This window comes from Tianweitania populi, assembly GCF_014652875.1.
Classification (GTDB): domain Bacteria; phylum Pseudomonadota; class Alphaproteobacteria; order Rhizobiales; family Rhizobiaceae; genus Tianweitania; species Tianweitania populi.
The window spans coordinates 926,818-941,447 of sequence record NZ_BMZQ01000001.1 but is presented as its reverse complement, the minus strand read 5'-3'; the positions used below and the strand labels follow the sequence as shown (position 1 = coordinate 941,447).

The window sequence follows — 14,630 nt, the reverse complement described above, 5'->3', positions numbered from 1 at the left end:
CTGGAACCAGCCGCTTTCACGTCTTCGCTGGCGGCCTTGGCCGTTGCCCTGCTCTTCGGTTACCTGCTTGGCTCCATCCCATCCGGCGTGATCATCACGCGCATGGCCGGCCTGGGTGACGTCCGCAAGATCGGTTCCGGCAATATCGGCGCAACCAATGTGCTGCGTACCGGGCGCAAGGGCTTGGCTGCGCTCACCCTGCTCGGCGACGCCCTCAAGGGCGCCATCGCCGTCCTGCTCGCCGCCCGCTATGCGCCGGACGCTGCCCTGGTCGCCGGCTTCGGCGCCTTCCTTGGTCACCTCTTCCCCGTTTGGCTGGGCTTCAAGGGTGGCAAGGGTGTCGCCACCTATCTCGGCGTGCTGATCGCCCTCGCTGTGCCCGGCGCGTTGGTCTTCGCGGCCGTCTGGCTCATTGTTGCAGCCATCACCAAATTCTCGTCACTCGCCGCCTTGGTTGCAGCGGTGGCGGTGCCCATTGCGCTTTGGATCCTGGGCGCACCCTATGTTGCCGAACTCTTTGCCTTGCTGACCGTCTTCGTCTTCGTCAAGCATCGCGCAAACATCAGCCGTCTTCTGGCAGGCAACGAGTCAAGGATCGGCAGCAAGGAATGACAACGGTTAAGCCGCGGCGGCTCAGCGACCGTCAGCGCCTTTCCTGGCTGCGCCTGATTCGCAGCGACAATGTCGGCCCTTCCAGCTTCCGTCAGCTCGTAAGCCGCTTCGGTTCAGCCGACGCCGCGCTGGAAGCGCTTCCCGGTCTCACCCGTCGCGGTGGCGCCAACCGCCCCCTGAAGATCACGAGCATTACCGAAGCCGAGCGCGAACTGGAACTCGCCGAGCGCCTTGGAGTCCAGTTCATCGCTATCGGCGAAAGCGACTACCCGCCGCTGTTGCAGCAGATCGATCATCCCCCGCCGCTGGTGGCGGTAAAAGGATCGACCGATGTCTTCCAGCGTCCCGGCGTCGCGATTGTCGGCGCGCGCAACGCTTCGCTTGCCGGCATCAAGATTGCGCGGATGCTCGCTACCGACATAGGCCGCCAAGGCTTCACCATCGTGTCCGGCCTGGCGCGCGGCATCGATACCGCCGCCCATGGGGGTAGCCTCGAGACCGGCACGGTCGCGGTCTTCGCCGGAGGTCTCGACAAGCCATACCCCAACGAGAACATCCCGCTCGCCAACGCGATCGCCGAGCGGGGCGGTGCCCTCATCTCCGAAATGCCACTCGGCTGGTCACCACGCGCGATCGACTTCCCGCGCCGCAATCGCCTGATCGCCGGCCTGTCTTATGGCCTCGTTGTTGTGGAAGCCGCGCAGCGCTCCGGTTCACTCATCAGCGCGCGTCTGGCCGGCGAACAAGGCCGCCTTGTCTTTGCGGTGCCCGGCTCGCCGCTCGATCAACGCAGCGGCGGCTCGAATGGCCTGCTGAAAGATGGTGCAACCCTTGTCACCGAAGCCGACGACGTCATCCGCACACTGTCGCCGCTGGTAGGCGAGCAAGTGCAGCCCCCTCGCTCCTGGCGCAAGGAAGCACTGTCGGATGCAGCCGTAGCGGCAATCGAGGGTGATGCCGAGCAGCCCGATGATGATGGCCGCAGCCGCGTGCTGGAAAGTCTTTCGCCGGTAGCAACTGACATCGACGAGATCGTCCGGCACACGCAGCTATCGACCGCGCAAGTTCAGTTCGTGCTGTTGGAGCTGCAACTTGCGGGCCGCATCGAGCGTCACTCAGGCAACGCTGTTTCGTTGCTCGAATCGGGCGTATAGATCATCCAGTCTAGGCGGTTGCTCGCCTTTGACTGTGTCGCCAGCCTGAATATAAGCCATCTCGATATAGTGGGCGACGAGGTCGTAGCGCTCGGCTTGCGCCATGCTTCTCAACTGCCCAAGCATAGACTGAATATATTCGAGAGTTTCGCTAGGCCGCCCCGCAAGACGTTCCAGATCCGCCACTCAACCCTCCCGGCATAAACAATTGTAGGGAAACTGACCGCTCCCCACAGTTGCTTACGGTAGGGACGACATCTTCTTGTCCGGCGACTATATCAGCGTAACCGTAGATTGCAACCTATGCATCAGTACACCTCAAGTTGCATCAGGTTGGATGAGGCAGGCGAGGTCCGCACTTGACCCCGGATCGATCCACAGCCATTTGACGAAGCTTGCGGCCGGTGCAACGTCGCAAGCCGATCAGCGGAACTCACCCTCCGCAGCAGAGAAAGCAAACAACAATATGGACGTCGTCGTCGTCGAGTCGCCCGCCAAGGCGAAAACGATCAACAAGTATCTCGGCAAGAACTTCAAGGTTTTGGCATCGTTCGGCCACGTGCGCGATCTGCCGGCCAAGGATGGTTCCGTTCTGCCGGACGATGACTTCTCCATGTCCTGGTCGGTCGACACGGCATCGTCCAAGCGGCTGTCGGAAATTGCTACTGCGGTAAAAGCAGCCGATGGCCTGATTCTCGCAACCGATCCGGATCGCGAGGGCGAAGCTATTTCGTGGCACGTGCTTGAAGTTCTGCGCCAAAAGAAGGTGCTGAAGGACAAACCGGTCAAGCGGGTCGTCTTCAACGCCATCACCAAGAACGCTGTCCTTGATGCGATGGCCAACCCGCGCGACATCGACGGTCCGCTGGTTGAAGCCTATCTCGCCCGCCGAGCGCTCGATTATCTTGTCGGCTTCACGCTGTCCCCGGTTCTTTGGCGCAAGCTGCCCGGCGCGCGATCTGCCGGCCGCGTCCAGTCCGTCGCGCTGCGTCTCGTTTGCGATCGCGAAGCCGAGATCGAGCGCTTCATCCGGGAAGAATACTGGAACATCGCGGCCAACCTGAAGACGCCGCGCAGTGACGGCTTTGAGGCCAGGCTGACGGGTTTCGAAGGCAAGAAGCTTCAGCGCCTCGACATCAAGAACGAAGCACAGGCGACGGACATCAAGACGATGCTCGAGGGCGCCGACTTCAAGACGCTGTCTGTTGAAGCCAAGCCCACCAAGCGTAATCCCGGTCCGCCTTTCACGACCTCGACCCTGCAGCAGGCCGCCTCGTCGCGGCTCGGCTTCGGAGCATCGCGCACCATGCAGGTTGCACAGCGTCTTTATGAAGGTGTCGAAATCGGCGGCGAAACCACCGGCTTGATCACCTATATGCGTACCGATGGCGTGCAAATGGCGCCGGAAGCCATTGAAGCGGCACGTGATGCGATCGTCGATCAGTTCGGCAACAAGTACCTGCCGGAAAAGGCGCGGCATTATTCCACCAAGGCGAAGAACGCGCAGGAAGCACACGAAGCCGTGCGCCCCACCGATTTCTCGCGGACGCCGGCATCCGTGCGGCAATATCTCGATGCCGACCAGGCGCGGCTCTATGAACTCGTCTGGAAGCGCGCGATCGCAAGCCAGATGCAGGCGGCCGATATCGAACGCACGACCGTCGAGATCGAAGCCAGGAACGGTTCGCGCGCTGCGACGCTTCGCGCCGTTGGTTCTGTGGTGCGCTTTGATGGCTTCATTGCCGCTTACACCGACCAGAAAGAAGACGACGCGGAAGATGAGGACGGCCGTCGCTTGCCCGAGATCCGCTCCGGCGAGACGATGGCACGCGAGTCGATCGTGGCCACCCAGCACTCAACCGAGCCGCCAGCCCGTTATTCCGAAGCCTCGCTCATCAAGAAGATGGAAGAGCTCGGCATCGGCCGCCCGTCGACCTACGCGTCTACGCTGAAGACGCTGGAAGACCGCGAATACATCACCGTCGACAAGCGCCGCCTGACGCCGCACTCCAAGGGTCGCATCGTCACCGCCTTCCTGGAAGGCTTCTTCGACCGATACGTGGAGTATGACTTCACAGCCGGCCTCGAAGAAAAACTCGACGAAATTTCCGACGGCAAGCTCGCCTGGAAAGACGTGTTGCGCGACTTCTGGCGCGACTTTTCCGCAGCTGTTGCTGACATCAAGGAATTGCGCGTCACGGAAGTTCTCGACGCCCTGAACGAAGATCTGGCGCCCCTGGCTTTCCCGGATCGGGGTGATGGTACGGATCCACGCAGCTGCCCCAAATGCGGTAGTGGCCAGCTTTCGTTGAAGCTCGGCAAGTTCGGCGCCTTCGTTGGCTGCTCGAACTATCCGGAATGCTCCTTCACCCGTCAGCTCGGCGATGCCGGCAATGACAACGGCTCGGGTGAAAGCGAGTCCGGTGATCGTGTGCTTGGCAAAGACCCTTACACCGCCGAGGAAATTACGCTGAAGAGCGGTCGCTTTGGCCCTTACGTCCAACGCGGCGATGGCAAGGAAGCCAAGCGCTCGAGCTTGCCCAAGGGATGGACCCCCGATTCGATCGACCATGAAAAGGCGCTGGCCCTGTTGGCGCTTCCCCGCGATGTCGGTCAGCACCCGGAAAGCGGCAAGATGATCTCTGCCGGTCTCGGCCGCTATGGCCCCTTCCTGCTGCACGACGGCAAATACGCCAACCTCGAAACGATCGAAGACGTGTTCTCCGTCGGCATCAACCGCGCCGTTTCGGTGATCGCTGAAAAGGCAGCCAAAGGTGGCGGTCGTGAACGCGGAACGCCTGCAGCGCTGAAGGACCTCGGCGAGCATCCGGACGGCGGCGGCGCGATCACCGTGCGCGAAGGCCGCTACGGTCCTTACGTGAACTTCGGCAAGGTCAACGCCACGCTGCCTAAGGGCAAGGATCCTGCATCGGTGACGGTTGAAGAAGCCGTGGCCCTGATCGCGGCCAAGGGCGGTGCCGCACCAGCCGCCCGCAAGAAAGCGCCGGCGCGCAAGGCAGCTGCTCCGGCAGCGGCCAAGAAGGCAACGACGACAAAGAAGACACCGGCCAAGAAGCCGGCCGCCAAAGCGAAGAAAGCCTGACACGAGTGGCACGCAGGATACCTGGAACAGGCAAGAAGACCCGGATAACCGAAGACGGCGCCGCCAGCGGCAACGCCTTCCGTCCGACGCGTGACCAGCTCCTGCAGTTCATTACCGAAAACCCGGATCAGGCCGGCAAGCGCGAAATTGCCAAGGCCTTTCGCTTGAAGGGTGACGATCGCATTTGGCTCAAGGATATGCTGTCCGATCTAGCTGACGACGGCCTGGTTGAGAAAAAGGCCAAGCGTCTTGCGGTAGCCGGCGCTCTGCCGCCGATCGCCGTGCTCGACGTGATCGAACGCGACCGCGACGGCGGTTTGATCGGTAAGCCCGTTGAAGGCGACGATACGGTTCGTGTGGCAATCCGCGTCGGTCGTGGCGACAAAGGCCCTGCCCCCGGCGTCGGTCAGCGCATCCTCGCCAAGATCTTCGCCAACAAGGATCGCGAAGGCCCCGCCTATAGCGGTCGCGTCGTAAAGGTTCTCGAACGTCGCCGTGAAGCCATGCTGGGCGTTGTCCGCAAGGCGCGCGATGGTTGGCGACTGGAGCCGGTGGAGCGCCGTCAGCCCGAGCTGATCATCGATGACCTCGGCGATGCACAGGTCGGCGACCTCGTGGAAGTCGAGCCCGCCGGTAACGTGCGCTACGGTCTCCCGCGCGGCCGCGTGATCTCCGTGATAGGGTCGCTGACGAGCGAAAAGGCGGTCTCGATGATCGCCATCCACGCCCATGACATCCCGCACATCTTCCCCGCTGCCGTTCTGGCCGAAGCGGCGGAAGCCAAACCGGCAACGATGGGCAAGCGCGAAGATTGGCGTGACGTGCCGCTGGTTACCATCGATCCCGCCGATGCCAAGGATCATGACGACGCGGTGTACGCTGAGCCTGACAGCGACGAAGCAAACCCCGGCGGCGTGATCGTCAACGTCGCTATTGCCGACGTCGCGGCTTACGTCCGGCCGAACTCGCCCATGGATCGCGAAGCGCTGGAGCGCGGTAACTCCGTGTACTTCCCGGACCGCGTCGTGCCGATGCTGCCGGAGCGTATCTCCAACGATCTCTGCTCGCTGCGGGAAAACGAGGATCGCCCGGCACTCGCCGTGCGCATGATCTTCGCCGCCGATGGCCATAAGATCCGGCACAGCTTCCACCGCATCATGATGCGCTCTCATGCCAAGCTCGCTTACGCGCAAGCGCAGGCGGCCGTGGATGGCGCCCTCGACGAGAAGACCAAGCCGCTGCTCGGTTCCGTCCTGCAACCGCTTTGGGACGCCTATGCAGTTCTCAAGCGCGGCCGCGACAAGCGCCAGCCGCTCGAGCTTGATCTGCCGGAGCGCAAGATCCTCCTAAAGGAAGACAGCACGGTTGATCGCGTCGTCGTGCCGCCGCGCCTGGATGCCCACAAGCTCATCGAAGAATTCATGATCCAGGCCAACGTGGCCGCCGCCGAAACGCTGGAAGCCAAGAGCCAGGCGCTGATCTACCGCCGCCACGATGCACCCTCTTTGGCCAAGCAGGAATCACTGCGCGAATTTCTGCAGACCATCGGTCAGTCCCTGGCGAACGGCGCGCAGATGAAGCCCAGCCAGTTCAACCAGATTCTCGGCCGCGTTGCCGGCACCGAGCACGAAACGCTGGTGAACCAGGTTGTGCTTCGCTCACAAAGCCAGGCGGAGTACGGTCCGGAGAACATCGGCCACTTCGGCCTCAACCTGCGCCGCTACGCTCACTTCACCTCGCCGATCCGCCGTTACGCAGACCTCATCGTCCATCGCGCGCTGATCACAGCCTTGAACCTCGGTTCAGACGGCCTGACGCAAAACGAAGTCGAGCGCCTCGGTACGATTTCCGAACTGATCTCCACAGCCGAGCGGCGCGCAATGGCCGCCGAGCGCGACACGGTTGATCGCCTGATTGCCGCCCATCTCGCGGGGCGGGTTGGCGAAAGCTTTGAAGCTCGCATTTCCGGCGTCACCAAGGCCGGGCTCTTCGTTCAACTTCCGGATCTCGGCGCCGATGGCTTCGTGCCGGTCGCAACGCTTGGTCGGGAATACTATATCTTCGATGAAGCGGCGCGGGCACTCGTCGGCGATCGCACCGGTGGCGGCTATCAACTGTCCGATGTCGTCGAGGTGCGCCTTGCCGAAGTAGCACCGCTCGCTGGCGCATTGCGGTTCGAGATGCTTTCCGAGCCAAAGGCCATGCGACAGGGTACGCGCTCGTTCCACAAGGCCAAGGTCGGCCGCGATCGCCAGCGCGCGCGGATTGGCCAAGCCAGCCGATCGCCAGGGCGCGGAAAGAGGAAGTGATGGAAAACGAAAGCGAGTTCACCAGCGGCACGCCCGCTCGTCCTGTTCGCCCTCTGATCCCGGCCATGTGGCGCGGCTTTCGCGGTCGCTGCCCGCGTTGCGGTGAAGGCAAGCTGTTCCGCGCCTTCGTCAAGGTCAACGATACCTGCCCGGCATGTGGCGAAGACTTCCATCATCATCGCGCCGATGACCTTCCCGCCTATCTCGTCGTCTTCATCGTCGGCCACATCGTTGTCGGGGCCTTCATGGGCGTGGAAACGATCGGCGACCTCGCTTTGTGGCAGCATCTCGCGATCTGGGTCCCGCTCACGATTGTCGCCTGCATCGCGCTGCTTCAGCCTGTAAAGGGCGCGGTCGTCGGACTGCAATGGGCCTTGTACATGCACGGCTTCGGCGGCCATGAAGACGAGATCGAACACCATCCGGAACTCGAAACCGCGGATGGAGCCGCCCGTTGACGGCGCTCGACGGCATCGGCCGCAGCGAACTCGATGTCAAGGAATCGCGCGACTTCGCCCTTGGTCCCGGTCCTCTGCGCCCACGCGATGCCGCGACCCTGATTCTGCTCGATCACAGCGGCGGCGAGACCCGCGTTTTGATGGGCAAGCGCGCGAGCAAACATGCCTTCATGCCGGGCAAGTTCGTATTCCCCGGCGGACGCACTGATCCAACCGACGGCCGCGTCAAAGTGAGCGGCGCGCTCCACACTGCCGTCGAGCAGCGCATCATTGGCGGCACGCGCATCACGAAGACGCGAGCCCGCGCCATCGCTCTGTCGGCGATTCGTGAGACCTATGAGGAAGCCGGCCTGCTGATCGGCACGAAAGGCGCTTTCTCCACCAACCATGAAGGCTGGCACGGCTTTGCCGAGCATGAGGTTCAGCCAAACCTCGAAAAACTCCGCTTCGTGGCTCGTGCCATCACCCCTCCCGGCCGCGTGCGCCGTTACGACACCCGCTTCCTCGCGGCCTGGCGCGACGATGTTGCAGTGGAGTTGCCCGAAGGTCCCACGCTTGAACTGGAGGAACTTGCCTGGATGTCGCTCGCACAAGCCCGCGCGACCGACTTGCCCGCCATCACGCTCAGCATTCTCTCCGACCTGGAAGAACGCCTGAAGCACGATCCGGACCTTTCCCTGGACGCTCCGACCCCCTTTTACCGAATGATCCGCAATCGCTTCAAACGAGATCTCGTCTAACCTGCATGCCGCAGTTGCGGCGCGAACGGTTGGTTCCGGCTTGACTTTCCGCCCTCACTTGGTATCAGACGGCCAACCTAGCGTCGCGCTTTGCGCAGGCGCGCTCGCTCAATTCAAACGGATACGACCATGGCAAAAGCCGCAAACATCAAGATCAAGCTTCTGTCCACGGCCGACACGGGCTTCTTCTACGTCACGAGCAAGAACAGCCGCACCAAGACCGACAAGCTGTCGTTCCGCAAGTACGATCCGGTTGCGAAGAAGCACGTCGAGTTCAAGGAAACCAAGATCAAGTAATCGCTTGATCCCAGGTTGAACGAACAAGCCGCCTTTGGGCGGCTTTTTTGTTGCCTGCGATTTGCGAGAGTTCAGCCTGAAGGTGGATCGGCAAGGACCGTCGCCCTCTCCGATGAGAAGGCGCAGCCTTACCCCAGTCATTCAGCAATGAGTCGTGCCGCGAACTTCAAGCCGCGTCCGCGACGACCCGGTTGCGTCCGGCAGCCTTGGCATCGAACAGTGCAATGTCAGCCCGCTTCAGCAGATCCTGCAGATTGTCGCCGGCTGCCATCTGCGCGACGCCGACGCTGACCGTCACATCGAGAGGCGTCCCTGCCCGGCCCACCCGGAACGCGCGATCCGCAACTTCGCCGCGGATGCGCTCGGCAACGGTCTGCGCCACATGGCGATCGGTATCCGGCATCACCACAACGAACTCCTCGCCGCCATACCGACAAGCGAGATCAATGCCGCGCACATTCTTACGCAGCCGCCGCGCGAACTCACGCAGCACGTCGTCCCCGCCGTCGTGACCGAACCGATCATTCACCGATTTGAAGCGGTCGAGATCGGTGATCAGCAGCGACAGTGGCCGGTTCCGGTTCTGCGCGCGGTCGAGCAGCGTTGCCAGATGCGTGTCGAGATAGCGCCGATTGTGCAGCCCAGTCAGAGGATCGGTCACGGCCATGACGATGGTCTGCGTCACATTGGTGCGCAGCTCATCATTGTAGCGCTTGCGCATGACCTGCGTGCGCAACCGCGCAACCAACTCCTGCCGATCAACCGGCCGCGTCAGGAAGTCGTTCACGCCGAGTTCCAGCGCCCGTACGATTCGCCCGTCATCCGGGCCATCGGCAATCAGGATAATTGGGATGTTGCGCGTGCGATCCAGCGACCGCAGCTGCGCGCATAGCCGCAACGGATCGAACTCGGCAAAACCTGCCGAAACGATGATGCACTCGTAGGGCTTCTCGGCCGCCTGAAACAGGCCGGCCTGCGGCTCGACCGAAAGATCGGCCGCGCAGGTTTCGTCGAGAACGCGCATGAGCTGCGTATAGGAAGACGGCTTCTCGTCGATCAGCAGCACCAAAGGTGGTACATCCGAATGGCTCGCGACACGGGTCAGTAAAGCGTCCATGCCGATATGGCGCGTGGTCGCTGCGCGAAGCCGAAGCTCGTCTGTCAGCGCCTTTAAGCGAATCAGGCTCTTCACCCGCGTCATTAGCGCGATTGGATCGGCCGGCTTGGTAAGAAAGTCGTCCGCCCCTGCATCCAAACCGCGGATACGGTCGGACACCTGGTCGAGCGCCGTGACCATCACCACGGGGATATGCGCCGTCAGCGGATCAGCCTTCAACCGCTGACAGACTTCGAACCCGTCCATGCCTGGCATCATCACGTCAAGCAGCACAACGTCGATCTTGTCCGTGCGGCAAAGCTCCAGAGCATCGAAGCCGTTGGTGGCAGTGACCACATCGAAGTACTCGGCCGTCAGCCGTGCTTCGAGCAGCTTCACATTGGCTGGAATGTCATCGACGACAAGGATGCGTGCGGTCATGACAGAAAACTCCGCAGCAGCTCAGGCGTCGCCGAGATAAGATTTGATCGTTTCGATGAACTTGCCGACCGAGATCGGCTTGGAAATGTAAGCCTCACATCCACCCTGACGGATGCGCTCCTCATCGCCCTTCATCGCAAAAGCGGTGACGGCGATGATGGGAATCGTATGCAGGTCGTCGTCTTCCTTGAGCCACTTTGTGACCTCCAGACCCGACACTTCCGGCAGCTGTATATCCATCAGGATGAGATCAGGACGATGGGTGCGCGCAAGATCCAGCGCTTCGAGCCCGTTCCTGGTGCGCACGGTCTCATAACCGCTGGCTTCGATCAGGTCGCGGAAGAGCTTCATGTTGAGCTCATTGTCCTCGACGATCATAACCTTCTTCGGCATGCTTTCTCCGATCCTCGCAGCGGCAGCCTCCAGCCTCCCTCCACGTGCTGCGCATCATAGGGTCAACTCGTTGATGAAACGCAAATTCTGAGACGCATACAACTCAGAAGCGAGCATTGATTTGCGCATCTCAGAGGTTGCACCTTGCGAGGGATGTCATGGCTCCGTATGCAGAGAGCAACCACGGATACAGCACCATGACTCGCGATCTTTCCTCCGCCGAATCGATTGGCGTCAGCGCGCTCGGCTTCATTGCCGCCGATCCCGAACTGCTTGGCCGCTTCCTTGCGATCACCGGCATCGAGCCTGCGCAAATCCGCCAAGCAGCCACTGAACCGGGCTTTCTGGCCGGTGTGCTGGATTTCGTGCTGGCTCATGAGCCGACCTTGCTCGCTTTCGCTTCGAGCAGCGATCTCGATCCCGCAGCCATTCTGAAGGCGCGGCGCACCCTTCCAAATGGCTCCGATGATTATGACAGGTCGATATGAGTGACGATCCGGAAACCGCGCGTCAGATCGCCGAACTGTCTTCGGACGACCGGCCGCTGCTCGTTCTCGACGTGGACGACGTCCTGCTCGAATTCCTGCGCGTGTTCCCGAACTTCCTGGATCAGCAGGGTTTCGAGCTAAAGCTGCGGACCTTCAAGCTCACCGGCAACATCGTCGACAAGCTCACCCGCGAAGAAGCCGATCCGAGCCAAGTTACCGCCATGATCGACGAGTTCTTCGGTGCTCAGGCGGATTGGCAGCCGCTGGCAGAAGGTGCCGCCGACGCGCTCGCAAGTTTCGGCGAGGCCGCCGAGATTGTGCTGCTGACGGCAATGCCGCACCGCCATCGCGACACCCGCCGCGCCCATCTCGACGCGCTCGGCCTCAACTATCCGCTGCTTACCACGGAGGCGCCGAAAGGTCCGGCCGTGCGTCGCCTTCGCGGCGAAACAAAGCGTCCCGTCGCCTTTGTGGATGACATCCCGCACAATCTGGCGTCAGTGCTGCGTGCAGTGCCGGACGCGCATGTCTTCCACATGATGGCCGACCCGGAAGTGCGCGCGTTGCTCGATCCTCTGGAAGACGGCATGCATCATGTCACGACCTGGGCCGATGCCGCGCCGCGTATCGCGGATGCCCTCGGCATTCAACGCAGCGTGTAATCAGCGACCTTGCAGAAGCTCCAACACGGCTTTTGCGGCAACCTCGCTTGACGGACGATCCGTCCGCATCCGCTCGGCGACGCTGTCCAATCCCTGAAGCTGCCAGCGCCGCGCCTCGGTATCGGCAAGCAGCGCTTCCAGCTGTCGAGCGATCAAACCCGGCCGCAGGAACTCGTTGATGAATTCGGGCACGACAAGCCGATCGGCGATCAGGTTCGGCAAGGCCGCCGTCCAGATCGTGATCAGCCGTGTGACTGCGCTCATCAGCAGATCTGTCTTGTAGCAGGAAACCATCGGCACGCGCGCCAGCGCAAGTTCCAGAAGCACGGTGCCGGACGCTGCCATTGCCGCATCGGCCGACGCAAACGCCTTCAGCTTTTCCTGCGGTCCTGACACGATCTCAGGTACAACGGGCCAGGACCGTGCTTCCTCCGCAACCAAGCCTGCAACATGCGGCACAGTCGGAATCACGACCCGGAATGCATTGCCGCGTTCGCGTAGCAGTTTTAGCGTTTCCCCAAACGGCTTCATCAGGCTCCTGACCTCGCCGCGCCGTGAACCCGGCAGAACCAGCAATGTCTTTTCGCCTTCGCCAACCGGACGGCCACGCTGCTGCTCGGTTGCATCAAGAAGGTTAGGATCGCTGGCCAGCCTGTGGCCGACATAAATTCCCTTCGGTCCCTTCAAGTCTTCCAGCACCTGTTCCTCGAATGGAAGGATGCAGAGAATGCGATCGATATAGGGCTTCATTGCCGGCGCACGGCCGGGATTCCACGCCCAGACGCTGGGGCAAACATATTTGACGATCGGAATGCCGGCATCGAGCGCCCTCACCTTCTTCGCGACGCGCAGGGTGAAGGCAGGACTGTCTATCGTGATCAGGCAGTCCGGCTTGGCATCCACAATCGCACGCGCGGTCGTTCCAATTCGATAAACCAGACGCGGCAGATCGCGCACGACGGCACTGACGCCCATCAGCGCAATGTCCCCCGGATCGAAAAGCGGCTTCAATCCCAGCGATTGCAGATGCCGTCCGCCGACGCCCACCAGTTCGACAGGCCTTCCGGATTGTTTTTCGATCGCACGAACCAGATCGAAGCCGAGCAGATCGCCCGACTCTTCGCCCGATACGACAGCAATGCGCAGAGGCTTGGCGGTCTGGCTCACGGCTGCACCTCGATCCCGCTGATGAAGAGGCCGGCCTCATCGGCCGCTGCGATGGTCTTGGCGAAGTCCAGCACAAAGGCGCGATTGGCTTCCACCGCGATGCCGCGCAATCCGGCCCGCTGTGCATCAAGAACCGTTTTGGGGCCGATTGCCGGAAGATCGGCCCGGATATCCTGCGCAGGCTTGGCGCATTTCACCAGGACGCCGCCCGTCTTGCCCGCGAGCCGCCCGTGATCGCGCAAGGGGATCATGCGCTCGAGCAAGCCATCCGTGCCCTCGATCCCCTCAAGGGCAACAGCGCGCCCCCCTATCGCGATCGCAGCTTGGCCAATATCCAGACGGCCGATCGCCTTTGCGGCTTCCAGCGCGGCCTTGATGTTGCGCTCATCCTCAGCGTTCGGCGAGACACGCGTCATTGCCCCAGTGCGCGCCAGAAGATCCGGCACGACCTGATGCGCGCCAACCACGCGAATCCCTGCATTTTCGATGTGGCGCATCACAGCGCGCAACAAGCCATCGTCGCCCAGCGCCAGTTCGACGGCGAGGCGCGGCAGAACCTTGAGTACGCGAGGCGTCCATTTCAACGACCGAAGCTTCGGGCGCCGGACCACGCCTCCAGCTAGCACAGCATGCGTCACGCCGGCGGCCTTCATGTGATCGAAGCCGACCGCTGCCGCCTCGATCGGCAGAACCACATGCTCGTAGTGTTGCAGTTCCGCGAGACGATCCGCCTCGCCGTCCAAAATGAAGATGAAGGGGTTCAAGCCGGCAACGCCCAGGCTTTGCGCCACGTTGACCGGAAGGCTGCCACTACCCGCGACGATACCGACACGACTACCCGGCGGCAGCAAGCCGCTGGGTTGCGTGTCACTCACCATCGTCGCCGCTGTCATCCCCGCGCGTACCCCGCTTCGCCGCCGCCACATAATGGCGCTTGCCGCGTTCTTGCAGGAAAGCAAGGATGTCGGCAACGGCCCGGCCATGATCACCCTCGGCCGCCAACCGTGCAACGTTCTCCGACAAAGGCGTGTCGGCTTCAAACAGCAGACGGTAAGCGCGTCGAGCCGCATTGATCTCGGCACGAGGCAGTCCGGAGCGCTTCATGCCGATCAGGTTCAGACCATGAAGGCGAGCGCGCGCACCTGATGCCAGGGCGTAAGGAATGATGTCGCCGGTCACGCCCGTGACACCGGAGACAAAGGCATGATGCCCGACCCGTGCAAACTGATGGATCGCCGCCAACCCGCCAACCGTGACGAAATCGCCCAGCTCGACATGGCCGCCGAGTGCTGCCGAGTTGGCGATGGTGACATTGTCGCCGACTTCGCAGTCATGGCCGATATGGCTCATGGCCATAAAGTAGCCGTTCTTGCCAACCGTCGTCTTGCCACGGCTGTTGTCGGAGCCGCAATGCATCGTAACGCCTTCGCGGATCTGGCAATTTTCGCCGATCGTCAGCGTCGTCCGGCCGCCTTTATGCGCCTTGTTTTGTGGCGGAGCGCCAAGCACGGCCTGAGGATACACGATGCAATCCGCGCCGAGCGTCGTCGCACCGCGGATGCTGACATGGCTGACCAGCTCACACCGATCGCCGATCACCGTATCCGCTCCCACATAAGAGAACGGGCCAACCGTCACGCCTTCGCCGAGCTGTGCTCCCGGCTCGACAACAGCCAACGGATGGATTGTGGTTTCACTCAAAATATGCGC

General features: G+C 62.1%; 14 protein-coding genes. 9 read left to right on the top strand and 5 right to left on the bottom strand.

What is annotated here, in order from left to right:
• From plsY to rpmG, 7 genes are all read left to right on the top strand, one after another.
• The gene (gene plsY, locus IE166_RS04700; RefSeq protein ID WP_189503244.1) at positions 1-612 is read left to right on the top strand and encodes a glycerol-3-phosphate 1-O-acyltransferase PlsY; all 612 of its coding nucleotides are present in this window, start codon (positions 1-3) and stop codon (positions 610-612) included.
• On the top strand, positions 609-1,766 hold the full coding sequence (gene dprA, locus IE166_RS04695) for a DNA-processing protein DprA (RefSeq protein ID WP_189502041.1): 1,158 nt from the start codon (positions 609-611) through the stop codon (positions 1,764-1,766). Before plsY ends, dprA begins: the two co-directional genes overlap by 4 nt.
• A gap of 466 nt (positions 1,767-2,232) precedes the next feature.
• A complete protein-coding gene (topA, locus tag IE166_RS04690; RefSeq protein WP_189502039.1) occupies positions 2,233-4,869 on the top strand; it encodes a type I DNA topoisomerase in 2,637 nt (878 codons plus the stop codon).
• A 5-nt stretch (positions 4,870-4,874) separates the two neighbouring features.
• Positions 4,875-7,178, top strand: a complete 2,304-nt coding sequence (gene rnr / locus IE166_RS04685) for a ribonuclease R (RefSeq protein WP_189502037.1) — start codon at positions 4,875-4,877, stop codon at positions 7,176-7,178.
• On the top strand, positions 7,178-7,636 hold the full coding sequence (locus tag IE166_RS04680) for a DUF983 domain-containing protein (protein WP_189502035.1): 459 nt from the start codon (positions 7,178-7,180) through the stop codon (positions 7,634-7,636). Before rnr ends, IE166_RS04680 begins: the two co-directional genes overlap by 1 nt.
• Entirely contained in the window at positions 7,633-8,376 is a 744-nt protein-coding gene (locus IE166_RS04675; RefSeq protein ID WP_189502033.1) for an NUDIX hydrolase, read from the top strand. Before IE166_RS04680 ends, IE166_RS04675 begins: the two co-directional genes overlap by 4 nt.
• A gap of 129 nt (positions 8,377-8,505) precedes the next feature.
• Positions 8,506-8,673, top strand: a complete 168-nt coding sequence (gene rpmG, locus IE166_RS04670; RefSeq protein WP_006201775.1) for a 50S ribosomal protein L33 — start codon at positions 8,506-8,508, stop codon at positions 8,671-8,673.
• 166 nt (positions 8,674-8,839) lie between these two features.
• On the opposite strand, the gene IE166_RS04665 is transcribed toward rpmG, so the two are convergent.
• Both IE166_RS04665 and IE166_RS04660 read right to left on the bottom strand, forming a co-directional pair.
• The gene (locus tag IE166_RS04665; protein ID WP_189502031.1) at positions 8,840-10,210 is read right to left on the bottom strand and encodes a PleD family two-component system response regulator; all 1,371 of its coding nucleotides are present in this window, start codon (positions 10,208-10,210) and stop codon (positions 8,840-8,842) included.
• 21 nt (positions 10,211-10,231) lie between these two features.
• Entirely contained in the window at positions 10,232-10,588 is a 357-nt protein-coding gene (locus tag IE166_RS04660; RefSeq protein WP_280514864.1) for a response regulator, read from the bottom strand.
• Positions 10,589-10,800: 212 nt separating this feature from the next.
• On the opposite strand from IE166_RS04660, the gene IE166_RS04655 reads away from it, so the two are divergent.
• Positions 10,801-11,091, top strand: coding sequence for a DUF3572 domain-containing protein (locus IE166_RS04655; RefSeq protein WP_189502028.1), 291 nt, complete (start codon positions 10,801-10,803; stop codon positions 11,089-11,091).
• Positions 11,088-11,753: a hypothetical protein gene (locus IE166_RS04650; protein WP_189502026.1), complete on the top strand. Its 666-nt coding sequence runs from the start codon at positions 11,088-11,090 to the stop codon at positions 11,751-11,753. The genes IE166_RS04655 and IE166_RS04650 overlap by 4 nt, the downstream gene beginning before the upstream one ends.
• Here the strand turns inward: IE166_RS04650 and lpxB are convergent, their stop codons facing one another.
• From lpxB to lpxA, 3 genes are read right to left on the bottom strand one after another with little or no spacing between them, the layout of a single operon-like run.
• Positions 11,754-12,920 carry a lipid-A-disaccharide synthase gene (lpxB, locus tag IE166_RS04645; RefSeq protein ID WP_189502024.1) on the bottom strand — a complete coding sequence of 389 codons (1,167 nt, stop codon included), beginning with the start codon at positions 12,918-12,920 and terminating at the stop codon, positions 11,754-11,756. It lies immediately after the preceding gene.
• A complete protein-coding gene (locus tag IE166_RS04640) occupies positions 12,917-13,813 on the bottom strand; it encodes an LpxI family protein (RefSeq protein WP_189502022.1) in 897 nt (298 codons plus the stop codon). Before IE166_RS04640 ends, lpxB begins: the two co-directional genes overlap by 4 nt.
• Entirely contained in the window at positions 13,788-14,624 is an 837-nt protein-coding gene (gene lpxA, locus IE166_RS04635; RefSeq protein WP_189503243.1) for an acyl-ACP--UDP-N-acetylglucosamine O-acyltransferase, read from the bottom strand. The genes IE166_RS04640 and lpxA overlap by 26 nt, the downstream gene beginning before the upstream one ends.
• Between the last annotated feature and the right edge of the window lie 6 nt (positions 14,625-14,630).

Coding starts and splice junctions, on each gene's coding strand:
- IE166_RS04650 (WP_189502026.1), top strand. CDS start 11,088: ATGAGTGACGATCCGGAAACCGCGCGTCAGATCGCCGAACTGTCTTCG.
- IE166_RS04680 (WP_189502035.1), top strand. CDS start 7,178: ATGGAAAACGAAAGCGAGTTCACCAGCGGCACGCCCGCTCGTCCTGTT.
- dprA (WP_189502041.1), top strand. CDS start 609: ATGACAACGGTTAAGCCGCGGCGGCTCAGCGACCGTCAGCGCCTTTCC.
- topA (WP_189502039.1), top strand. CDS start 2,233: ATGGACGTCGTCGTCGTCGAGTCGCCCGCCAAGGCGAAAACGATCAAC.
- IE166_RS04660 (WP_280514864.1), bottom strand. CDS start 10,588: ATGATCGTCGAGGACAATGAGCTCAACATGAAGCTCTTCCGCGACCTG.
- IE166_RS04655 (WP_189502028.1), top strand. CDS start 10,801: ATGACTCGCGATCTTTCCTCCGCCGAATCGATTGGCGTCAGCGCGCTC.
- IE166_RS04665 (WP_189502031.1), bottom strand. CDS start 10,210: ATGACCGCACGCATCCTTGTCGTCGATGACATTCCAGCCAATGTGAAG.
- IE166_RS04640 (WP_189502022.1), bottom strand. CDS start 13,813: ATGACAGCGGCGACGATGGTGAGTGACACGCAACCCAGCGGCTTGCTG.
- rpmG (WP_006201775.1), top strand. CDS start 8,506: ATGGCAAAAGCCGCAAACATCAAGATCAAGCTTCTGTCCACGGCCGAC.